This window comes from Campylobacter ureolyticus (assembly GCF_013372225.1).
Classification (GTDB): Bacteria; Campylobacterota; Campylobacteria; order Campylobacterales; family Campylobacteraceae; genus Campylobacter_B; species Campylobacter_B ureolyticus.
Genome location: NZ_CP053832.1, coordinates 1691404 through 1712984 on the forward strand (window position 1 = coordinate 1691404; position 21581 = coordinate 1712984).

The 21581-nt window shown below is 30.3% G+C and carries 23 protein-coding genes and 2 tRNA genes; 16 read left to right on the plus strand and 9 right to left on the minus strand.

The features are described from left to right. Nucleotides 1-5: 5 nt before the first annotated feature. The 5 genes from CURT_RS08635 to CURT_RS08655 are packed head-to-tail and all read left to right on the plus strand — an operon-like array spanning nt 6 to nt 1757. Nucleotides 6-173, plus strand: a complete 168-nt coding sequence (locus tag CURT_RS08635; protein ID WP_018713846.1) for a hypothetical protein — start codon at nt 6-8, stop codon at nt 171-173. Further along, the gene (locus tag CURT_RS08640; RefSeq protein WP_018713847.1) at nt 160-507 is read left to right on the plus strand and encodes a hypothetical protein; all 348 of its coding nucleotides are present in this window, start codon (nt 160-162) and stop codon (nt 505-507) included. The genes CURT_RS08635 and CURT_RS08640 overlap by 14 nt, the downstream gene beginning before the upstream one ends. 56 nt (nt 508-563) lie before the next feature. Beyond that, a complete protein-coding gene (locus CURT_RS08645; protein ID WP_018713848.1) occupies nt 564-803 on the plus strand; it encodes a hypothetical protein in 240 nt (79 codons plus the stop codon). A gap of 1 nt (nt 804) precedes the next feature. After that, the gene (locus CURT_RS08650; RefSeq protein WP_115651872.1) at nt 805-1200 is read left to right on the plus strand and encodes an adenylate kinase; all 396 of its coding nucleotides are present in this window, start codon (nt 805-807) and stop codon (nt 1198-1200) included. Then, nucleotides 1197-1757, plus strand: coding sequence for a DUF637 domain-containing protein (locus CURT_RS08655; RefSeq protein WP_018713850.1), 561 nt, complete (start codon nt 1197-1199; stop codon nt 1755-1757). Before CURT_RS08650 ends, CURT_RS08655 begins: the two co-directional genes overlap by 4 nt. A 41-nt stretch (nt 1758-1798) precedes the next feature. On the opposite strand, the gene CURT_RS08660 is transcribed toward CURT_RS08655, so the two are convergent. Further along, nucleotides 1799-2785 (minus strand): argininosuccinate synthase domain-containing protein, encoded by a 987-nt coding sequence (locus CURT_RS08660; protein ID WP_018713851.1) that lies wholly within the window; start codon nt 2783-2785, stop codon nt 1799-1801. After that, on the minus strand, nt 2782-4431 hold the full coding sequence (dnaG, locus tag CURT_RS08665) for a DNA primase (RefSeq protein WP_018713852.1): 1650 nt from the start codon (nt 4429-4431) through the stop codon (nt 2782-2784). The genes CURT_RS08660 and dnaG overlap by 4 nt, the downstream gene beginning before the upstream one ends. A gap of 58 nt (nt 4432-4489) precedes the next feature. Between dnaG and CURT_RS08670 the strand changes: the two genes are divergently transcribed. The 10 genes from CURT_RS08670 to CURT_RS08715 all read left to right on the plus strand — a co-directional run bounded on the left by CURT_RS08670 (nt 4490) and on the right by CURT_RS08715 (nt 13578). Continuing rightward, complete coding sequence (locus tag CURT_RS08670; RefSeq protein ID WP_018713853.1) at nt 4490-5509, plus strand: tetratricopeptide repeat protein; 1020 nt, start codon at nt 4490-4492, stop codon at nt 5507-5509. Beyond that, nucleotides 5487-5924 carry a ribonuclease HI gene (gene rnhA, locus CURT_RS08675; RefSeq protein ID WP_018713854.1) on the plus strand — a complete coding sequence of 146 codons (438 nt, stop codon included), beginning with the start codon at nt 5487-5489 and terminating at the stop codon, nt 5922-5924. Before CURT_RS08670 ends, rnhA begins: the two co-directional genes overlap by 23 nt. A gap of 3 nt (nt 5925-5927) precedes the next feature. Then, nucleotides 5928-6605, plus strand: coding sequence for a ribonuclease III (rnc, locus tag CURT_RS08680; protein WP_018713855.1), 678 nt, complete (start codon nt 5928-5930; stop codon nt 6603-6605). Beyond that, nucleotides 6602-7702: a chorismate synthase gene (aroC, locus tag CURT_RS08685; protein ID WP_018713856.1), complete on the plus strand. Its 1101-nt coding sequence runs from the start codon at nt 6602-6604 to the stop codon at nt 7700-7702. Before rnc ends, aroC begins: the two co-directional genes overlap by 4 nt. Nucleotides 7703-8057: 355 nt before the next feature. Beyond that, on the plus strand, nt 8058-9380 hold the full coding sequence (locus tag CURT_RS08690; protein WP_018713858.1) for an amidohydrolase: 1323 nt from the start codon (nt 8058-8060) through the stop codon (nt 9378-9380). A gap of 12 nt (nt 9381-9392) precedes the next feature. After that, the gene (gene pepE, locus CURT_RS08695; RefSeq protein WP_016646457.1) at nt 9393-10088 is read left to right on the plus strand and encodes a dipeptidase PepE; all 696 of its coding nucleotides are present in this window, start codon (nt 9393-9395) and stop codon (nt 10086-10088) included. A gap of 9 nt (nt 10089-10097) precedes the next feature. Continuing rightward, the gene (gene dcuC / locus CURT_RS08700) at nt 10098-11408 is read left to right on the plus strand and encodes a C4-dicarboxylate transporter DcuC (RefSeq protein WP_018713859.1); all 1311 of its coding nucleotides are present in this window, start codon (nt 10098-10100) and stop codon (nt 11406-11408) included. A 62-nt stretch (nt 11409-11470) separates the two neighbouring features. Then, complete coding sequence (locus CURT_RS08705) at nt 11471-12037, plus strand: superoxide dismutase family protein (RefSeq protein ID WP_018713860.1); 567 nt, start codon at nt 11471-11473, stop codon at nt 12035-12037. Nucleotides 12038-12189: 152 nt separating this feature from the next. Continuing rightward, nucleotides 12190-13386 carry a Na+/H+ antiporter NhaA gene (nhaA, locus tag CURT_RS08710; protein ID WP_018713861.1) on the plus strand — a complete coding sequence of 399 codons (1197 nt, stop codon included), beginning with the start codon at nt 12190-12192 and terminating at the stop codon, nt 13384-13386. Between the two features lie 116 nt (nt 13387-13502). Then, a tRNA-Val gene (locus CURT_RS08715) sits at nt 13503-13578 on the plus strand. Nucleotides 13579-13842: 264 nt separating this feature from the next. Here CURT_RS08715 and CURT_RS08720 read toward each other — a convergent pair. Genes CURT_RS08720 through CURT_RS08735 form a run of 4 tightly spaced genes read right to left on the minus strand, consistent with a single transcriptional unit; the run spans nt 13843 to nt 17546 of the window. Beyond that, nucleotides 13843-14451 carry a nitroreductase family protein gene (locus CURT_RS08720; RefSeq protein ID WP_018713862.1) on the minus strand — a complete coding sequence of 203 codons (609 nt, stop codon included), beginning with the start codon at nt 14449-14451 and terminating at the stop codon, nt 13843-13845. Nucleotides 14452-14498: 47 nt separating this feature from the next. After that, nucleotides 14499-16208 carry an ATP-binding protein gene (locus tag CURT_RS08725; RefSeq protein WP_018713863.1) on the minus strand — a complete coding sequence of 570 codons (1710 nt, stop codon included), beginning with the start codon at nt 16206-16208 and terminating at the stop codon, nt 14499-14501. 37 nt (nt 16209-16245) lie between these two features. Then, nucleotides 16246-17085, minus strand: a complete 840-nt coding sequence (gene nfo, locus CURT_RS08730; protein ID WP_018713864.1) for a deoxyribonuclease IV — start codon at nt 17083-17085, stop codon at nt 16246-16248. Next, nucleotides 17082-17546, minus strand: a complete 465-nt coding sequence (locus CURT_RS08735) for a hypothetical protein (protein ID WP_018713865.1) — start codon at nt 17544-17546, stop codon at nt 17082-17084. The genes nfo and CURT_RS08735 overlap by 4 nt, the downstream gene beginning before the upstream one ends. Before the next feature lie 59 nt (nt 17547-17605). Between CURT_RS08735 and CURT_RS08740 the strand changes: the two genes are divergently transcribed. Continuing rightward, nucleotides 17606-17680: transfer RNA gene (locus tag CURT_RS08740), tRNA-Glu, on the plus strand. A gap of 171 nt (nt 17681-17851) precedes the next feature. On the opposite strand, the gene infC is transcribed toward CURT_RS08740, so the two are convergent. The 3 genes from infC to CURT_RS08755 form a co-directional block, all read right to left on the minus strand. Next, nucleotides 17852-18367: a translation initiation factor IF-3 gene (infC, locus tag CURT_RS08745; protein ID WP_026320363.1), complete on the minus strand. Its 516-nt coding sequence runs from the start codon at nt 18365-18367 to the stop codon at nt 17852-17854. Then, a complete protein-coding gene (gene thrS / locus CURT_RS08750) occupies nt 18364-20187 on the minus strand; it encodes a threonine--tRNA ligase (protein ID WP_018713867.1) in 1824 nt (607 codons plus the stop codon). The genes infC and thrS overlap by 4 nt, the downstream gene beginning before the upstream one ends. 124 nt (nt 20188-20311) lie before the next feature. Continuing rightward, the gene (locus CURT_RS08755; RefSeq protein ID WP_018713868.1) at nt 20312-21508 is read right to left on the minus strand and encodes a replication-associated recombination protein A; all 1197 of its coding nucleotides are present in this window, start codon (nt 21506-21508) and stop codon (nt 20312-20314) included. Nucleotides 21509-21581: the final 73 nt, after the last annotated feature.

Here is a 21581-nt window from a genome sequence, read left to right on the forward strand (position 1 = left end):
CTAAAATGTTATCACAAACAATACTTAAACAAAATGCTAAAACATCAATAAAAGCCGGTTTAGCCGGTGCAGGACTTGATACCGGTAGTCAAGTAGGAACTCAAATTTATACTCAAGCTATTAATAATAACGGATATGTAAATTTTAAAGGTAAATTTAATGTCATCAAATGATAAAAAACAAATTTTGAAAAATCTTATAAAATTTAACAAATCTTTAAAAAACATAAAAAATGAGATTTCAAATTTAAATTTTGATAGCAAATTTGAATTATATATAATAACAAAGAATGATATAAAGCAAATTTTAAACAGAGCCTTAAAAGAAAATATTACTTTTAAAGAACTTGAAGAATGGGCGAATTTAATAGAATGCAGAGATGATTTAGGCTTTGAAGAAGAAATTTTACAAGAAATTATATTTGATTTTGCAAATCCTGAAATTAATGGTTTGATTACAAAGGATAAAATAAAAACTGCATTAAAAGAATTGGATATGATAGCATAACCAAGCAACCAATATATGGACAAATAAAAAATGAAAAACTTACAGGAAATTATAAAATGTTTGTAAATAATAAATCCATATCAACAACAAAACCATTAAATTATACCATTCCTAATAATGCTTATTGGTTTGGAAATACTATATCAGATCCTAGAGTTTGGATATATGGAACAGCTGGGTTTGAAATTGCAAATGATATATTTAATGATAGCACAACGCCAGGGACACAAAAAGGAACATTGGGAGCTATTATTAAAAATATGTATCAAAATATTAAAAAACGAGATGAAGAATAAATTGAATAGTTTTTCTTATGTTTTTTTAGGAATTATTTTTATTGTAGAAGCCGTTTGGTCTTTTTGTGGTGGAAAAATTTATATAAAATATACCGGCTGGATAGAACCATCCATACAAATGTCTATAACCTCTATGGCTATAGGAATTATTTTTATATGTATAGGAATTTTTTATAACTCAAAACATTCAGATTTTATGCGTTGCAAAAAATGCCATAAAGTTTATAATTATATTGATGTAAAAGATAAAGATAAAATTTGCCCAAAATGTGGTGGAGAGTTGCAAGATTATAAAGAATTTGAAAAGGAAGAACAAGAAAAGAAAAACAAAGAATTTAAAAGAATTGATAAAATAGAAAGAGAATTGATTGAAGAATATAAAAAGAGTAAAAAATGAAATTTATCTTAAATTTATTACTATTTATAAGTCTATTTTTTAACAATATATTATTAGCATCAAGCTCAACTATACAAAGTGGAATTTATGGAACAAATTTTAAAGACTCTTTATTATCGAATATATCTTCTAGCACAGGAAACTACTTATTTAATAAAGCAGGAGATATAGGAGTAGTAACAAATAGTAAAGATGGAAGTTTAACTAAAACTGCACTTCATTCATTAATAGGTGGAAGCATAAACGCTATTCAAGGAGAAAGCTTTATAGATGGAGCTGTTATTTCAGGTATAAATGAACTATTAACTCCATTAAGCAGTAATCTTAATAAAGATGAACAAATTCTAACTTCACAACTAACAGGAATTCTAACAGGAGCTTTAATAAATAGTGAAGCTGGAGCCAAACAAGGATATAATCTTACAACAAGTGCCGAACTTAATAATAGGCAATATCATCAAGAATTTATAAATAAACACTATAAAGAATTTAAAGAGTATTATAAAAGACAAAAACTATCAAGCAAAATCACAAAATCAAACTTGATAATTAAATAACTATTTAGCCTATTATTAATTGAAATTTAACCTTGGTGTAATTACCCAACAAAAAACTCTTTTGCCCTATCTTTGCTTTCAAAAGCTTTTACACTAAACTCATCACCACAAACTATCATCTTATAGTTTTTTGAAATATCTGCTTTTGAATAAGTTAATGCAAATTTTGCTGCTAGAATTTTATCATCCAAACATGCGTTCTTGCTTATTAAAACATACGCTCCAACTACCCCATTTGGCAAATTTATCTCAACAAATTTATCGTTTTGTATGTTTTTTAGTTTTAAATTATCATTTTCATCTTTACCGATTATTAGCTTTGCTCCACCTTCTAGTCTTAAATGCCTTCCAAATTTTAAAATTTCACTATCGTTTGGTGTATCAAGCCCTTCATGATTTAGCGCATCGGTTAGTTTTTTACTATAATTATCAAGCGTTAGCAAGCATCCTCCAGCTGGACTTTCAAAATCATCAAAACCAAACTCTTTAGCTAAATTTAACTGAGTATGACGCCCACGACCGCTGATACTAAGAAGCTTTTCTCTATCAACCCAGCCATTTATTTCAGGTGTTGTTGGCTTTAAAAGCTTAGCACAAAGTGGTCTTAAAATAAGCAAATCTTCATCGCCTGATAAACTTAAAACTTGATTTAAAGCTTCTTTTCTTTGGCTCATCGGACGCTGTCCTAAAACTTCACCTGTGATTAAAAAGCTAGCTTCTTGGTTTTTAAGCATACTTAAAGCAGTTTTAAACATATAAGCGTGGCAGTCAATGCAAGGATTAAAGTGTTTCCCATAGCCATATTTTGGATTTAAAAGTACATTTTGAAGATATTTGTTTCTTATATCAACGATTTTAAAATCAGCCCCTGCCATATTAGCCCTTTTTCTTAAAAGCTCGCTTTTATCTTCCTTGCCGCCAAATCCTATATCCATATAAATTGCCGTTACTTCAATGCCTTGCAAGGTTATAAGTTTTATAGCAAGCATACTATCAAGTCCGCCACTAAAAAGCGCTAATGCTTTCATTTTACTCCTTTAAGCTTTATTATTCTTCTTTGTACTTGTTTAATTTTTTCTTGTTTATTTTCTATATCGCTGTTTTTTAATTTTTTTAACATATTTTCATAAGTATTTATAATTAAAATTTTATAAGCACTTGAAAGCTCATCAATGCTTTTAAACTCATCAATGCTTATATCAATACTTATTTCTCTTAGCATTATCTCATCTTCTGGGGTTTTTTGAGTACGCAATAAGGCCTTAAATTCATCTTCATGAGTTTGAAATTTAGCATCTAAAAACATATCTTTGCATTTATTAAAAAGATCCTTATTCAAATAAAGGGTTTTTATAATCTGAAGCTCTAAATAGTCCTTTTTTTTCTCAAATTTAGCAAAATTTGGAATACTTTTTATGCTATTTTTACCGGAATTTGAAAGCGAAAAACTATCTATTGATATGCCTAAAATCATACTTACCAAACTTTTATAACTATCAGCAACTATTGGATTTAATGTTTTTGTAAATTTGACTATTTCTTCTAATGCAAGTTGTTTTTGAACTGGTCTTTGAAGTTCAAATTCATTTGCAATTTGACGGATTACAAACTCACCAGCTTCTGTTTTTGAGTTTAAAATTTTATCTAATTCTTTTAAATTTCCAGCTTGAACCAGATCTGCTGGATCAGCACCCTTTGGGATTACAACGACACTTGTATCAAAATCGTTTTGAAGTAGAAGTTTTGAACTTTTAAAAGCTGCATTTATACCAGCACTATCGCCGTCAAAACAAAGAGTTATTTTTGCATTACTTCTTCTTAAAAGTGGCAGATGTTTTGGAGTTAGAGCTGTTCCAAGTACGGCAACTGCATTTTTATGACCAGCTTTATGAAGCATTATAGTATCCATATAACCCTCAGTTATAATTATCTCTTTTAGCTTGTAAATTTCATCTTTTGCCTTATCATAAGCATAAAAAATTTGAGATTTATCAAACACGGAACTTTGCGGGCTATTTACATATTTTGCTGGATGATTTGTAATAGTTCGTCCTCCAAAACCGACAATTTTTCCTGCATGATTGTTTATAGTAAAAATTATCCTATCTATAAAACTTGCATATAAATTTCCCCCCTCGCCCACTTTTACAATACCTAAATTTATAGCATCTTTTGGATCTATTTTTTCATTTGCAAGTAAATTTAGTGTATTTTGCGAATTTGGAGCATAACCTAGCTCAAATTTAGCAATCAACTCATCGTTAAAACCTCGATTATAAAGATAATTTATGGCAGCTTTGTTTTGATATAAAAGACTTTGATAGTAAGCTTTTACAATACTTAAAGCCTCTTTATCAAGCTTTTTAAAATTACTTTTTTCATCTGTATATTCAAGTGCAAAATTTTGCATGGAAGCTAGTTTTTCAACAGCTTCTGGGAAATTTAGTTTTTCATACTCTTTTATGAAATTTATAGCATTTCCTCCAGCTTTGCAAGAAAAACAGTGATATATATTAAGTTCTGGGCTTACACTCATACTTGGATTTTTATCATCATGAAATGGACAAATTCCTACAAAATTTCGCCCACTTCTTTTTAAATTTACATATCTTGAAACAACATCTACGATATCAGTTTGTTCAATAAGTCTTTGGATACTTTCGGGTTTTATCATAAGCTAGATTATACAAAAACTTTGTTATAATTAGGCTAAATTTTTTTAAAGAGGTTTTTTGGAAAGTTTTTTTATAGATTACAGAGATCCTATTTTTGGACTTATTATCCTGATTGCGGTTGCTTTTGTAGTGGCATTTTCAAGTTATGTTTGGGCAATTTTTTCTAAAAAAGATGAAGAGGCAAAACTTAAAAATTTCATTAGCAAATTTGAAGATTCAAACTCACTTAGCCAAAAACATATTGATCTTTTAAAATCTATTAATCTTGATATTGATACTTTTAGTGCTTTAGGCCTTGTCTTTACCAAAACAGGAGATTTTTCAAGAGCTATAAATATCTACTTAATCGCACTTGAACAAGCAAAAACAAAGGCTCAAAAAAACTTTATTTTACTAAATTTGGCAAAAGCATACTTTGAGGCAGGATTTTTAAAAAAAGCTGAAAATGTCTTTTTACAAATTTTAAAATTCAATCCAAGAAACGAAGAAGCTTTGCGTCTTTTAAGTGTAATTTATGAAAAACTAAAAATGTATGATGAAGAGCTTGACGCACTTGATGCCTTAAAAGAACAAGGCATTGATGTGGATGAAAATTTAGCTCTTATAAAAGCTCAAATTATCGCAAATGACAATAGCCTCAAATTTGATAAAAAAATAAAAGAAATCTCAAAAATAGAGTTTGACTTTACAAAACGTTTTATACTTGAGCTTTTTATTAAAACAAATGAACCACTTTCTAAAATCAAAAAATTTCCACCTTTAAAAAATGTAGTTGACATAATATGGTTTTTAAACGAACCTATAAATTTAAAAGATGATGAATATAAAGCTTTATTTTACGCCAAAGCTTTGAGTAATGAGTATAAACAAAGTTCATTTTTTGAGATAAATGCCATCTCAGCGATGAGAAACTCAGGTTTTTTTGAAGCGGATTTAAGTTTTAAATTTATGTGCAGTAAGTGTAAAAATTCATTTCCATCATTTTTTTATAGATGCCCAGTTTGTTATACCTTAAACAGTATTCAAATTCTACCAAAAATTATAAGAAAAGATAATGAAGCAAATCTTACTTTTTAGTGATGGATCTTGTCTTGGAAATCCTGGAATTGGTGGCTGGGCATATATATTAAGGTATAAAAACCATGAAAAAAAAGAATTCGGAACAAATGAGCTTACTACAAATAACCAAATGGAATTAACAGCAGTTTTAAAAGCTTTAAAAAAATTAAAAGAGCCTTGTAAAATCGAGCTTTTTACAGATAGTAGCTATGTTGCAAACTCGATAAATTTATGGCTTGATGGCTGGGTTAAAAAAAATTTTAAAAATGTTAAAAATGTTGAGTTGTGGAAAGAGTATTTATCTCTTTCAAAACCTCATCAAATAACGGCATTTTGGGTAAAAGCTCATGCTGGACATAAAGAAAATGAGGAATGTGATGATATGGCAAGAAATGCAGCACTAAAACTAAAAGAACAACTAAAAAATGGATAAAAAATGCTAGAAAAATTACAAAAAAAATTAAATTATAATTTTCAAGATTTAGACCTTTTACAAAGAGCCCTTACTCACAAAAGTTCAAATAAACCTTATAGCAATGAAAGATTAGAGTATCTAGGTGATGCAGTTATGGATCTTGTAGTTGCAAAATATCTTTTTGAAAAATTTAAAAATACGCCCGAGGGTGATTTATCAAAACTAAGAGCTGCTTTAGTAAATGAAACAAGCTTTGCAAAACTGGCAAAAGCTTTAAATTTAGGCGATTTTATCATAATTTCAAGTGCTGAAGAAAGAAATAATGGAAGAAATAAAAACTCGCTTTTATCTGATGCATTTGAAGCACTAATGGGAGCTGTTTTTTTAGAAATAGGTTTTGAAAAAACAAGTAGAATTGCTTTAAATTTGCTTGAAAAAGAGTATCATCATATAAGCCTTGAAGAGATTGTAAAAGACTATAAGACAAAGCTTCAAGAAATAACCCAGAGCATTTTAGGGTTAATTCCTACTTATATACTACTTGATTCAAAAGGACCAGATCACAAAAAAGAGTTTAAAATAGGTGTTTTTTTAGGAGATGAAAAATATGGCGAAGCAGTAGGTAAAAGCAAAAAAGATGCCGAACAAAAAGCTGCTAAAATAGCTATTGAAACTCTACATAAAAAAGGAAGAGCTTGAATACTTTTGGAGTAAAACTTAGACTTACAACTTTTGGAGAAAGCCATGGCATAGCAATTGGTGGCGTGCTTGATGGTTTTCCTGCTGGAGTAAAGATAGATTTTGATTTTTTACAAAATGAACTTGATAAAAGAAAACCTAGCTCAAAATTTGCTACCAAAAGAAAAGAAAGTGATAAAGTAGAAGTTTTAAGCGGAGTTTTTGAAGGGCTTAGCACGGGAACTCCAATTGGTTTTATTATAAAAAACGAAGATCAAAAAAGCAAAGACTATGGAAATTTAAAAGATATTTTTAGACCAGGACATGCAGACTATACATATTTTTATAAATACGGTATAAGAGATTATAGAGGTGGTGGTAGAAGTAGCGCAAGAGAAAGTGCGATAAGAGTTGCTGGTGGGGCATTTTGCCAAATGCTTTTAAATGAGTTTAAAATAAGTGTTGAAAGTGGAGTTTTTAGTGTTGGGGAAGTAAATTTTAACGCTGATTTTAACGAGGAGTTTAAAAAAGGGAATTTAGACTTTGAATTTGCTAAAACTTCGGAAATTTTCTCACTTTTTAAAAATTTTGATGAAGAGTTTAAATCTGAAATATTAAAAGCCAAAAACTCTCATAATAGTGTTGGAGCCTCAGTTGTAACTATCATAAAAAACTCCCCCATAGGACTTGGAGAGGTTTTATATGATAAATTTGATGCAAGATTAGTAGCTGCTATGATGGGGATAAATGCTGTAAAAGCTGTTGAAATTGGAAATGGAATAAAATCAGCCAAAATTTATGGCGATGAAAACAATGATGAAATTTCAAAAAATGGTTTTTTGACAAATAATTCAGGTGGAATTTTGGGTGGCATTACAAACGGCGATGATATTTTAATAAAATCATATTTTAAACCAACACCATCAATTTTTTTAGAACAAAATACTATAAATTTAAGTGGAGAAGATGAAATTTGTAAGCTCAAAGGAAGGCATGATCCTTGCGTTGGAACTAGAGGAAGTGTAGTTGCAACTGCTATGGCAAGGCTAGTTACAGCTGATATGTTACTACTAAATACAAGTTCAAATTTACAAAATCTTAAAAAAATTTATGGCTAAATCTAAATTTAACACAACTAAATCACTAAATAAATAAAAAATAAATAAATTTAAAATTTAATTTTATATTTTTAAATTTATTTAAGATATTTCATATAAAAATTAAGATAAAATTACACATAAAGTTTTTATAAGAAGACAGTTTTTTCTCATAACATAACTTTTTAAAAAAATAAAAGATAAAACATGAAAAAGATTTTTTATATATCACCTAGTATCATATTTACTATCTTTTCAAAGCTAAATAGCTGTATGCTTATAACTTATAAAAATATTATAAAACTAAAAATCTATAAATTTTTAAATTTAAACAAAATAAAAATAATAATATTTAGATCATATTAAAGGAGATAAAATGGATCAAATTTCACAAAGAATAATGGATTTAAAAGATGAGATTGTAAAAACAAGGAGATATTTTCACTCTCATCCAGAAACTGGTTGGTTTACATTTTTTACAACAGCTGTGATTGCTGATAAAATGGCAAAAATGGGCTATGATGTAAAGCTTGGTAGAGAAGTTGTAGATCCAGATGCTAGACAAGGACTTGGCTCTAAGGAGGACTGCGAAAAGTACCTTAAAAGAGCAAAATCACTTCTAAATGACGAACAAGCTAAATATCTGGGCGCCATGGAAGATGGCTTAACTGGACTTGTTGCAGAAATTGATACTAAAAGACCTGGAAAACTTGTGGCTTTTAGATTTGACATTGACGGCGTTGATGTAACTGAATGCAAGGATGAAAGCCACCGTCCTTTTAAAGAGGGATTTCGCTCAGATATTGAGGGCATTACTCATGCTTGCGGGCACGATGGACATATCACAATCGGACTTTATACAGCTAAACTAATCGCTGAAAATTTAGACAAATTTCAAGGCAAATTTAGATTTATTTTCCAAACAGCAGAAGAAGGTACTCGTGGTGCAGTTGGTATGGAAAAAGCAGGAGTTGTAAAAGATGTAGATTATTTACTTGGTGGACATATTGGCTTTCAAGCAACTACAATGAAAGGTATAATTTGCAAAACTGACAAACTTCTTGCAACAACTAAATTTGATGTTATTTTAACTGGTAAATCAGCTCACGCAGCAGGAGCACCACAAGAGGGGAATAACGCGCTTTTAGCGGCTGCTCAAATGGCACTTAATATGCACGGCATTACGCGCAACGCAAAAGGAGTAACACGCATAAATGTTGGTGTTTTAAAAGCTGGAGAGGGAAGAAATGTAATCGCACCAAATGCCTATCTTGCATGCGAAACAAGAGGTGAAACAACAGAGCTTAATGAGTTTATGAAAAACGAATGCGATAAAATAATTAAAGGTGTTAGTGAAATTTATGGCGTAAAATACGAAGTAAAAGTCACAGGTGGAACAAGTGGTGGAGATAGCGATTATGAAGTTGCACAAATTTATGAAAACGCAGCTAAACAAAGTCCATTTATCGATAATGATAAAATAGAAAATGAGCTTAGCTTTGGAGCGTGTGAAGATTTTGCTCATTTTATGCACGCAGTTCAAAATCAAGGTGGAAAAAGCTCATATTTAATGATAGGAACAACATTAAAAGCAGGTCACCATAATGCTAAATTTGACTTTGATGAAGACTCTCTTTTAGCTGGAATTGATGTTTTTGTAAGAAGTGCATATGCAATAAATAAAAACGAAAATAAATAAGGATTAAAAAAAATGAAAGCTTTACTTTTAAGCGCATCAGGCTATAAAGATACAGGATATTTAAACCATTCAAAAGGTTGGATAAAAGAATTTCTAGGAAAAGACTGGGATGAGGAAATTTTATTTATCCCATTTGCAGGAGTTACTCGAACAAATGATGAATATGAAAAAAGAGTTAGGGATGCATTAGAAAATCAAAACATAAAAAGCATTCACCGCTACAGCGATATGAAAAAAGCTATAAAAAATGCAAAGTCAATCTGCGTTGGTGGTGGAAATACATTTATGTTAATGGCAAAAATTTATGAATTTGACCTATTGGAAGAAATTCAAAATGCAGTAAAAAATGGAACAAAATATTTTGGCTGGAGTGCAGGAGCAAATATAGCTGGAAAAACCATGATGACAACAAATGATATGCCTATCATTATGCCAAAAAGCTTTAAAACATTAAATTTATTCCCATATCAAATAAATCCTCATTTTATAAGCGGCCAAATAAAAGGACATAATGGCGAAAGTAGAGAAACTAGGCTAAATGAGTTTTTAATAGCAAATCAAAACGAGATAATTTATGCTCTACCTGAGGGAACTGGTTTTTTAATAAATGGCAATGAGGCCGAACTTATAGGTCATTGCGACGCACTAAAATTTGAATACAAAAAAGATGTTGCCACTGTAAAACTTGGTGAAAAGATAAAAATTTAAGGATATTTTATGGAAGATTTAAGATTGATTCTCGCAATTGTTGGAATAATTGCAGTTGTTGTTTTGTTGATTAAGAAGGTAGAAACTAGAACTGCGCTAATTGGTGTTGGACTTATTTTATGTGTGCTTTGTTTTAAACCAATGGATGCATTTACCGCATTTACCGCATCTATGACAAAAGCAGGACTTATAAAGGCGATTTGTGCCTCAATGGGTTTTGCTTTTGTTATGAAATTCACAAAATGTGATCAACATCTTGTAAATGCTCTTACAAAACCTCTTGGAAATATCGGTTTTTTCCTAATTCCAATGGTTACACTTTTAACCTATATGATAAACATAGCCATTCCATCAGCTGCTGGATGTTCAGCTGCCGTTGGAGCCACATTAATACCACTTTTAATGGCTTCAGGAGTTAGACCTGCGATGGCTGGAGCTGCTGTTTTTGCTGGAGTTTTTGGCTCGGTTTTAAGCCCTGGAAATGCCCACAATATCTTTGTTACAGAAATGGTTGTAAAAAGTGGTAATACAGCATATACAGTTCAAGATGTTATAAAGGTTCAAATGCCAAGTGCGTTTGTGGCATTAGGAATAGTTTTGGTTTGTATAACACTAATGGCATTTGTTTTTAAAGACTATTCAAAAGGTAAAAACTATCTTATAGAAACTGGAATTGAAGAAAAAAATACAAAAGATTTAAAAGTAAATTATTTATACGCCTTAATGCCCCTTGTTCCGCTTGTAATTTTAATAATTGGAGGAACTAGCCTAAACAAAGTTCCATTTTTAGCTTGGACAAAAATGGGAGTCGCAGAAGCAATGCTTATAGGTGGGGTTTTATCAATTTTTGTCACCATGACAAATCCTCAAACTATCGTAAAAGAATTTTTTAATGGAATGGGAAGTGCTTATGCAAATGTTATAGGCATTATCATTGCAGCTGGAGTTTTTGTCGCTGGTCTTACAGCTTGCGGAGCAATTGATTTTATAATCGAACTTTTAAAAAGCGAACAAAATTATGTAAAATTTGGTGGAACATTTATACCTTACCTTATGGGAATTATAACAGGTTCTGGTGATGCGGCAACTTTTGCATTTAATGAAGCAATTACCTCTCAAGCAATTCAGCTTGGATTTGAACAAGACAAGCTTGGTATGGCAGCATCAATTGCAGGGGCACTTGGTAGAGGAAGTTCACCAATTGCAGGAGCTTGTATAGTTTGTGCGGGTTTAGCTCTAGCAAATCCAGTTGAACTTGCTAAAAGAACAGCTCTTGGAATGTTTATATCAATAGTTGTAATTGCATTTTTCATTTTGTAATTAAACTATTTGTTAAATATTAAATGATAAAATTTATTAAATTTAGAAAATAAGGAGAAAAAATGAAAAAAATTATTTTAGCAAGCCTTGTGGCTTCAACCATGCTTTTTGCAAACGAACATCATCATGATAGCGATGCAAATATGATAAATGAATTTAATCCAAAAAGTGTCGAGCATATTGTTGTTGAGATGAATATGCTTGATGAAAACGGAGATAAAAAAGTTGGTGAAGTTGTAGCTATAAATACAAACTATGGAGTTGCACTATTTCCAAATATGAGTGGCTTAGGAGAAGGTGGCATGCATGGATTTCATATTCATGTAAATGCTGATTGTGGTGCAACAGATAAAGGTCTTGGCATGAAAGCTGGTGGTCACTGGGATCCAAACGATACAAAAAAACACTCATTTGCATGGGATGATAGTGGTCATAAGGGTGATTTACCAGCTCTTTATGTTGACAAAAATGGAGTTGCAAATTACCCAGTTTTAGCTCCAAAAATCAAAAATATAAACGAACTTAAAGGCCATTCTATAATGGTTCATGTAGGCGGAGATAACCATAGCGACAACCCTGCTAAACTTGGCGGTGGCGGTGCAAGAATGGTTTGTGGCGTTATAAAATAAAATATCAAGCATAAAGCACAATATTTGCTTTATGCTTTTTGTTACTAAATGTTATACCGATATAAAAAAACCTTTAAAACTTCTTTAATTTATTGTATTTTATGCTTTTATCTATTAAAATGTAACATTAAATACAATTAAAAGGCTTATTGATGAAAAAACTTATAGACAGATTAATCTCCTCAGAAAGCGGAGCTGGGATGCTACTACTATTTGCGGCATTTTTAGCACTTGTTTTTGCAAATATCCCAGGTCTTGATAAACTTTATAATTGGTTTGTTCATTTTACCCCTTTTACAATACCGTCTTTTAATATCTTAGGAAGTATGCACTTTTGGATAAATGATGCTTTGATGGCTTTATTTTTCTTTGCAATTGGGCTTGAACTAAAAAGAGAGATGTTAGAAGGACAACTAAAACATTTTTCTCAAGTTTTACTTCCTGTTTTTGCAGCTCTTGGTGGTGTAGTGTTTCCTGCATTGGTATTTGTTATAATAAATTTAAATGCACAAAATCATGCTATCCATGGCTGGGCTATACCAACAGCTACTGATATCGCCTTTGCAGTTGGAGTTTTAGCACTTCTTGGAAGAAGAATTCCATCAAGTCTTAAAATATTTGTTTTAACTCTGGCTATAATGGATGACTTATGTGCTATTGTCATAATTGCACTTTTCTATACTGGTGATTTAAGCTTTTTATACCTTTTACTTTCTTTCATGATAGTTGGAGCTTTAATTTTCATAAATAAACTTGGCGTAAGCAACAAAACACCATATGTAATTCTTTCATTAATCCTTTGGTTTTTTGTCTTAAACTCAGGCATTCATGCAAGCATTGCAGGTGTTGTAGCTGCATTTACCATACCTCTTTATACAAAAAAAGGTAACTCGATGTCAAAAGAAATGGAGCAAACCTTAGGACTACCAGTAAATTACATAATATTACCTCTTTTTGCTTTTGTAAACGCTGGAGTTAGCATGCACGGACTTGATGCAAGTCACGTTTTTGGAACAGTGCCTATGGGAATTTTCCTAGGGCTTTTTGTAGGAAAACAGATAGGAATATTTTTATTTAGCTTTATTATAATAAAAGCAGGCTTTGCCTATATGCCTGAAAAAGCAAATTGGAAACAACTCTATGCTATAGCCATAATTTGTGGCATTGGTTTTACAATGAGTTTATTCGTTGATGGACTAGCATACGGAGAAAATTCAATTCTTCTCTATCATGGGACTGACAAGCTAGCTATTTTATGTGGTTCTTTAGTGTCAGGTGTAGTTGGATATTTTGCTGCCAAAATAGTTGGCAACAACCCAGACGGAAGTCCAAAAAAAGCAAAAAATTAAATTTGAGTGTCATCAGTGCACTCAAATTTTAACTATATTTTTTAATTAAAATAAGCAAAAATATATTTTAAAGTTCAAATTTATAATAACTTGATATAATTTTGGCTTAAATTTGTGGTCTCGTAGCTCAGTTGGTAGAGCACCACCTTGACATGGTGGTGGTCGTTGGTTCAAGTCCAGTCGGGGCCACCACTACCTATCCTTAATTATCCATATTGTTTTAATTTAAAGAAAAAAATTTAAAGCTAAAAAATTAGCTGCAAATTAAAAGCGCCAAGCATAAAATAATGAACTTATAAGGAAACTTATTTGTAAAAATGTGATGCTTTTTGAAATTTTAAAATATAATATCTACATTTTAGTGATTTTAAAGCATCCTTGGAAAGAAAAATACTAAAATTTTAATTGCTACAATAACCAAGCAAGGTGCCAAAAGGCACCTTAAAGCGTTTTATTTTATTTCCAAATAGCAACTTCATCCAAGCTTTGTCTAATTTTTGGAGTACTTTTTTCATCGCTTAGACCTAAAGCTACAACAATACAAGGCCTAAGCTCATTTGGTAAATTTAAAAATTTAGTTAATTTTTCTTTGTCAAATCCACCTATTATACAACTTTTAACTCTTTTTGAATAAGCAATATTTACCAAATTTGACAAAGCCATATAGCACTGAAGTGATGCGTAATTAAAAAGTTCATCCTTAGTCATTAAATCAGTTTTTGATGAAACCATTTTTAAAAATTTAATTGCCTTATCTTCACCTTTGTTTTTGCTATAAACAATGTGTTTTAAATACTCATCCTTGCTTTGCAAATCAGTTCTAGCAGTTATGACAACTATATGGGAGCAACTTGATACTTGTGGTTGATTAAGGCAAATTTCACCCATTTTTTTAATATCATCATCTTTTGATATAACTACAAATTTCCACGGCTCAAGTGCCAAAGAGCTTGGAGTTAGACGAGTGAGATCTAAAATTTCATTTATAACTCCATCTTTTATCTTTTCATCTTTAAAATTTCTGCATGAATATCTATTTTGCATAATATTTTCTATATATTCCATAATTTCTCCTTTTTACAAATTTTACTATTTTCATTTATTTTTTAAATTTACAATAAACCTACTTTTTTATCACTATCAAAAGCTGAAATTTGTTCTTTTTTGATCTCATCAATAAAATCTTTTAAGGTAAAAACATCATCTTCTCTAACAGCCACCTTTAATGCTGTATTTTTTAAAACAAGAGTTATTTGTGCTCCACTAAGTTCAAATTTAGCAAGCTCATTCAAGCTAAAGTTCTCTTCAAAATTTGCATTTTCTGGCATTATTTTTTGCCAAATTATAAGTCTTTCATTAAAATTAGGTTTTTTAAATTCTATTTTAAAATCAAATCTTCTTGAAAAGGCACTATCTAAGCTTTGTAAGAAATTTGTTGTAGCTATTAAAACACCTTCAAATCTCTCAATTTGCTCTAAAAAAATATTTTGCATTTGATTGTGCATTTTATCTGCACTACTTGTTCCGCTTTCCATTCTACTTGATAAAAATTGATCAGCCTCATTTAATAAAAGCACAGGCTCAATTTTTGCCTCATTACAAATGCTTTTATAAGTATCAAAAATTTTTCTTACATTTTGTTCACTTTCGCCAACATATTTTGATAAAATTTTTGAACAGTCAAAACTTAAAACTTGCTTTTTTAGACTTTTTGCCAAACTTAAAGCACTCATTGTTTTACCAGTTCCAGCAGGTCCGTAAAAAATAATTTTAGCATCGATTCCTTTTTTTGTCTTTATGCCCCAACTACTAAGTTTATTTATAACATCTTTATCAAGTTGTTTTAAAATAGAATTTAAAACAACTTTAATTTTTGGATTTAAGACAACATCATCAATATCCGTATTTGGCTCAATAAGCTCAAAAATTTCGCTTTCTTTTACCATATTTTCAAGCATTGCTTTTTTTGTTTTTTTATCATTTTTTTGTGGATGCATTATGCTATAAAGCACATCTTCACAAATAAAATAGCTTTTATTTATAGAAGTAGCTCCTAAAATTTCATCATAATCTATCAGCCCCAAACTCATTAATTTTGCATTTTCTTCTAATAAAGTTCTATTTTTTAACTTATGCATCTCATCTTTACTAATCATTGAAATAAGAGTATTAGAATCTTTTAATATTTCATCCTCGTTTGAATATTCTTCCTTTAAAAGCACTAAAAATATGATTTTTTCTTCTTGGCTTAATGAATGTTTTTTAAAAAGTTGTTCAACGCTTAAATTTGTCTTAGTTAAATTTACTCTTTGAGTGATTATATTTGTAAGTTTTTCTATTTTTTCATCAAGTTTCATTCTTATATCTTTACTTTGTGAATTTAACTTTTTTTTATATAAATTCACGAGTAAAAACTGATCTTCCAAATATTTAAGCTCATCATCATATTTGGTTATTTCAGGGAGCGTTGTTTTGGTTATACCGCACTCTAAAACAGACAAAAAATATTCGCTTAATTCGATTTCACTGTGCAAAAGCGATAGTTTTGTGTTTTGTTTGCTTTTTGAAAACATATTAATATTTTGTGTAATATATCCTAAATTTAATAAATTTTTTATCTCATCAAGATATATTAAAAAGCCATAACCACTTTCCTCAAAAGCAGTTGACAAGACACTAAAAACACTATTTATTGGTGAGCCCTCAATATAGTTTTTTGTTAAAAACTGAAGTATCTTTGTCTCGTTTTCATTAAGTTTTAATAAAGAATAAATCTGAGTTTTTGAAGCAGGTTTTTGCAAAAAATCTATTAAATATTTCAAATTTTTCCTTTTATTTTTTTAAATACTAGTTGAAATTTTAGCACATTTGCCTTAAAAGTTTTATTTCATCAGCCCAAATTTCAGGATTTATAGTCTCTAAAATAAGAGGAATTTCATCTATGTTTTCATCTCTCATGATATTTTCAAATGCCTCAAGCCCCAAAGTGCCTTTTCCGATGCTTTCATGACGATCTTTTTTTATACCAAGACTATTTTTACTATCATTTAAATGCATACCGCTTAAATACTTATATCCAACCAACTTATCAAACTCACTCATTGTTTTTTTATAACTTTCTTTTGAACGAAGATCATACCCACCAGCAAAGAAATGACAAGTATCAATACAAACGCCAATTCTTTTTTTATTTTGTGTTTTATCCATTAAATACGCTAAATGTTCAAGCTTATATCCCAAATTTGAACCCTGTCCAGCTGTATTTTCAATGACTAGCTTAACATCACTTGTATTTGCAATAATAAAATTTATAGAATTTGAAATATTTTCTAAGCATTCATTTTCTGAAATTTCTCTTAAGTGTGAGCCTGGATGAAAATTTATCATCTTTAATCCAAGCAAATTTGCTCTATTAATCTCGTCTATAAAAGCATTAATTGATTTTTTTCTTTTTTCAGCATCTGGATGACCCAAATTTATAAGATAACTATTATGTGGTAAAATATGTCCTTTTTTAATATTTGCAAGTTTTAAATTCTCATCAAATTTATTTATGCTTTCAATTTCAAGGGCTTTTGCATTCCATTGTCTTTGATTTTTTACAAATAAGGCAAAGGCATCAGCTCCTATCTCAAGAGCATTTAAAGGTGCATTTTCTACTCCACCAGCTGCACTTACATGCGCTCCAATTCTTTTCAATTAATCTCCTTAATTATAATTTTTATGCCTTTTTGGTTTTTAAAATAGACCTTATTATCACAAATTTGATATATTGCATTGCTTAAATTTTGATCAAATCCACAATCTGTTTTAACCAAATCTCTTCCATTATAAATAGGTTTTTTTCCTAAAATTTCAGCAAAAAAACCTTTATAATACGGCATTTTTAAAAAACTTTTGTTAAATTCTATCTCATCTTTACAAACACCGTTATAACAAATTTTATCTTTTATACTAATTTTTAATATATTAACACCACTGCTATAAATTTGAAGCTCGGTTGATTTGTTGCTAGTTTTGATAAAACCTGCATCGCTAAATTTAAAATCTGGACTAACCATAGTAAAAAGAACGCCGTTTTGTTTAGTTAAATTCTTTGTGGCACATCCACCAAACACAATAATACAAATAAGAAAAAATATTTTTAAAATTTTATTCATTTTTAAGTAGCCTTTAAGTTAAATTAAAGTATAATTACATTTCATTTATTTTAAAGCGTGGCCCCTTCGTCTAGCGGTTAGGACATCGCCCTTTCACGGCGGTAACACGAGTTCAATTCTCGTAGGGGTCACCATTTAATCCCAACTTATAAAAACATTTAAAAATTAAAATACTCTAAGAAATTCTATACAATTAACAATAAACATATTTTATAAAAACATATACCAAATCCTAAAAACAAATAATATAAAGTAGCTTTTAGCATCATATTATTTATTGTGTAAAAATAAGCCTTTAAAAAGGCTTATTTTTTAGGAACAACAAGCATATTTACGTATCTTCCTTCAAATTTTGGCTCACTGTCTTTATCACAAATATCGCTTATTGAGTTGTAAACATCGTTTAAAAGCTCAACACCAACTTCAGGGTTTGCCATCTCTCGTCCTTTTAAAAATACACGAAATCTAACATGCTTTCCACCCTCTAAAAAGTTCATAGCGTGCTTTATCTTATAGTTTATATCATTTTGTGCTATTTTAGCCGATAGTTTTATCTCTTTAATCTCAATAACTTTTTGTTTTTTCTTAGCTTCTTTTTGCTTTTTTTCTTGCTGGTATCTAAATTTACCATAATCCATAATCTTACAAACTGGTGGTTTTGCATCAGGAGCTATTAGCACTAAATCAAGACCTTGTTTGTTTGCTAAGTCTAAAGCCTCATCTTTTGATATGACTCCGTAATTCTCGCCATCATCTCCAACACATCTAACCTCTTTTGCACGAATATCTTCATTTAGATAAACCATCTTTTCCTTACTCAAAAGTGCACCTCATCAAGTTTTTCCTTTATAAATTTAATAAACTCATCAAAGCTTAAATTGCTTTGAGTTCTAGCTCTTCTATCTCTAAGAGCAACACTATTTTTTTCAACCTCTTCATCGCCTATTACTAAAATATAAGGAATGTGAGCTTTTTCAGCTGTTCTTATTCTTTTGTTTAAAGTTTCATTTTTACTTAAAATTTCACTATCAACTTCAAGTTTTCTAAGCTCTAAAGCTATTTTTTTTGCATAATCAAAATGCTTATCATTTATAGGAACTATTGCCACACCAGTTGGTGCTATAAAAAATGGAAGCTCACCTGCGGTATGCTCAATTAAAATTCCTATAAATCTTTCAAAGCTTCCTAAAATTGCTCTATGAAGCATTACAGGTTGTTGTTTTTCATTATTTTCATCAATATATGCTAAATCAAATCTTTCAGGTAAATTAAAATCAACCTGAATTGTTCCACACTGCCATTTTCTTTTTAAAGCATCGGTTATTTTAATATCAATTTTTGGTCCATAAAATGCGCCACCACCTTCATCTATGCCGTATTTATAGCCATTTTCATCAAGTGCTTCTTTTAATGCGTTTGTTGCTACTTCCCATACTTTTTCATCGCCTATTGCCTTATCTGGCCTAGTTGAAATTTCCATTTCATAGTCAAAATTGAAAGTTTTCATTATATTTTCAACAAAATTTAAAATTTCAAGCACATTTTCTTTTATTTGATTTGGAGCACAAAATATATGAGCATCATCTTGAGTAAATTCTCTAACTCTAAAAAGTCCGTGCATAACGCCACTTTTTTCATGCCTATGAACTACTCCGTATTCAAAAAATTTAAGTGGTAAATCACGATAAGATCTAATTTCACTTTGATAAACTTTGATATGTCCTACACAATTCATAGGCTTTATCCCATATTCTTGCTCATCAATTTTAGTAAAATACATATTTTCTTTATAGTTATCGTAATGGCCTGAGGTTTTCCAAGCATCGGCTTTTAGAATTTCCGGTCCTCTAACTGGCTCATAGCCCCTATCTCTATGAATTTTAAACAAAGCTTTTTCAAGTTTTGAGCGCATTCTTGCACCATTTGGAAGCCATATAGCAAGCCCGGCTCCAACCTCTTCATCAAATGTAAAAAGCTTCATTTCGTTGCCAAGTTTTCTATGATCTCTCTTTTTTGCTTCTTCAAGCATTTTTAAATGCTCATTTAAGCTTTCTTTATCGGCAAATGCAACCCCGTAAATTCTTGTAAGCATTTCACGTTTTTCATCACCACCCAAATATGCACCAGCAACCCTAGTAAGTTTAAAAAATCTTAAATATTTTGTATTTGGAACATGCGGTCCTCTACAAATGTCCTCAAATTTGCCTTGTGAATAAATACTTACAACGCCATCAGGTATTCTTTTTAAAACTTCTTGTTTTAAATCATCACTTTTAAATTTAGCACTAACCTCAGTTTTTGTTGAGTTTGTTTTTATAAAATCAGCCTTTTTTTCAATGAGGCTTTTCATCTTTTTTTCTATTTCTTTTAAATCAGCTTCACCAATTTTGCTACCGTCTTCTTTAAAAGCTCTAAAATCATAATAAAATCCATCTTCAATAGCTGGTCCTACAAAAAATTTTGCATCCGGATAAAGCTCTAAAATGGCTTCTGCCATAAGATGAGCACAGGAGTGTCTAATAACCTCTAATGCTTCTTTTGAGTTGTCAAAATATATTGGCTCTAAGCCTTTTTCGTTTTCATCCACACTAAGAGTGTCTATAATATTTCCATTTAATTTATATGCGATAATATCGCTCATTTTTCTTCCTTTTAAATTTACCGATTTGTCTTTTTTACGATAAAAGAACAACTATTATTCTAGCTTATTATGATTTAAGTTTAACTTAAAGTTGTTATTTAAACTCCTATATTTTTACCTTTTGTTAATCATTTAATTTTTTCGTAACTTTTTTATGCCATAAATTTAGAGTTTTTTCAAAACCAATGTCATTTGAGAAGTAAAATTTAAGTGGAATTTCTAGATAATCTTGATCCACAAACCCACCAAAATCATGCGGATATAAGTAGTTCTTTATAGCTGGATCTGTGTTTATAAGATACTTTGGAACATTTAGTTTTGGGTTATTTTTAATATATTTTAAAGCTTCATTTATTGCTTTATAGCTTGAGTTTGACTTTGGAGAACTAGCCAAATATACAACACATTGAGATAAAATTATCCTAGCCTCAGGATATCCTATCTTTGAAACAGCCAAAAGTGTATTTGTGGCCAAATTTAATGCACTTGGATTTGCATTTGATATATCCTCACTTGCAAAGATAACAAGTCGTCTTGCGATAAAATCAGCACTCTCACCACCATCAATAAGTCTTGCAAGATAGTAAATACTAGCATCAATATCGCTTCCCCTTAAACTTTTTATCAAAGCACTTGCTAGATTATAATGTGTATCATCACTACTAACGCCATCTTTTAATGGAAAAGCTCTTAACTCTTTTAATGTTTTTAAGGAGATATTTTTTGAAATTTCTAACGCAAAATCAAGCAAATTAAGCATTGCTCTTGCATCTCCTCCGCTTGAGTTTAGGAGATAGGTTTTTGCATCATTTTCAATACTAAATTTAAGTTTGTTTTGCACCCTTTGCAAAAGCTCATCTAGATCACTACTTGTTAGGGGTTTAAATTCAAAAAGCATAGATCTAGATCTAATTCCACTGCTTAGCACAAAGTATGGGTTTTCTGTACTGGCACCAATTATTGTTGCTTCACTGTTTTCCATTGGTATAAGCAATATTTCTTGCTGTGTTTTAGAAAGGCGATGAACCTCATCTATAAAAATAACTGGTTTAATAAGTGAGTTTTTATGTAAATTTAATATTTTTCTAATATCTTCAACCTTTAAACTACTTCCATCAAGCTCATAAAAACTTGTATCAAGCTCATTTGCTATAACTTTTGCAAGAGTTGTTTTTCCACTTCCCGCTGGTCCAAACAACATAATATGCGGAATTTTGCCAGTTTTTATCAAAGCATAAAGAGCTTTATCTTTGGCTATTATGTGCTTTTGTCCGCAAATTTCATCTATATTTTTTGGTCGAAAATCAAGTGCTAAGTTCATACAATTCCTAAATTTAGATATATTTTATTATATCAAATTTGAAATTTATACTTTCTTAGCATTTAGAATATTG

Bases quoted from the DNA above. Each gene is read 5' to 3' on its own strand.
- CURT_RS08705 (WP_018713860.1), top strand. From the start codon at position 11,471: ATGAAAAAAATTATTTTAGCAAGCCTTGTGGCTTCAACCATGCTTTTT.
- CURT_RS08645 (WP_018713848.1), top strand. From the start codon at position 564: ATGTTTGTAAATAATAAATCCATATCAACAACAAAACCATTAAATTAT.
- pepE (WP_016646457.1), top strand. From the start codon at position 9,393: ATGAAAGCTTTACTTTTAAGCGCATCAGGCTATAAAGATACAGGATAT.
- thrS (WP_018713867.1), bottom strand. From the start codon at position 20,187: ATGAGCGATATTATCGCATATAAATTAAATGGAAATATTATAGACACT.
- CURT_RS08660 (WP_018713851.1), bottom strand. From the start codon at position 2,785: ATGAAAGCATTAGCGCTTTTTAGTGGCGGACTTGATAGTATGCTTGCT.
- CURT_RS08635 (WP_018713846.1), top strand. From the start codon at position 6: ATGTTATCACAAACAATACTTAAACAAAATGCTAAAACATCAATAAAA.
- CURT_RS08755 (WP_018713868.1), bottom strand. From the start codon at position 21,508: ATGAACTTAGCACTTGATTTTCGACCAAAAAATATAGATGAAATTTGC.
- CURT_RS08655 (WP_018713850.1), top strand. From the start codon at position 1,197: ATGAAATTTATCTTAAATTTATTACTATTTATAAGTCTATTTTTTAAC.
- rnhA (WP_018713854.1), top strand. From the start codon at position 5,487: ATGAAGCAAATCTTACTTTTTAGTGATGGATCTTGTCTTGGAAATCCT.
- dnaG (WP_018713852.1), bottom strand. From the start codon at position 4,431: ATGATAAAACCCGAAAGTATCCAAAGACTTATTGAACAAACTGATATC.
- CURT_RS08640 (WP_018713847.1), top strand. From the start codon at position 160: ATGTCATCAAATGATAAAAAACAAATTTTGAAAAATCTTATAAAATTT.
- CURT_RS08690 (WP_018713858.1), top strand. From the start codon at position 8,058: ATGGATCAAATTTCACAAAGAATAATGGATTTAAAAGATGAGATTGTA.
- dcuC (WP_018713859.1), top strand. From the start codon at position 10,098: ATGGAAGATTTAAGATTGATTCTCGCAATTGTTGGAATAATTGCAGTT.
- rnc (WP_018713855.1), top strand. From the start codon at position 5,928: ATGCTAGAAAAATTACAAAAAAAATTAAATTATAATTTTCAAGATTTA.
- CURT_RS08735 (WP_018713865.1), bottom strand. From the start codon at position 17,546: ATGAATAAAATTTTAAAAATATTTTTTCTTATTTGTATTATTGTGTTT.
- CURT_RS08720 (WP_018713862.1), bottom strand. From the start codon at position 14,451: ATGGAATATATAGAAAATATTATGCAAAATAGATATTCATGCAGAAAT.
- nhaA (WP_018713861.1), top strand. From the start codon at position 12,190: ATGAAAAAACTTATAGACAGATTAATCTCCTCAGAAAGCGGAGCTGGG.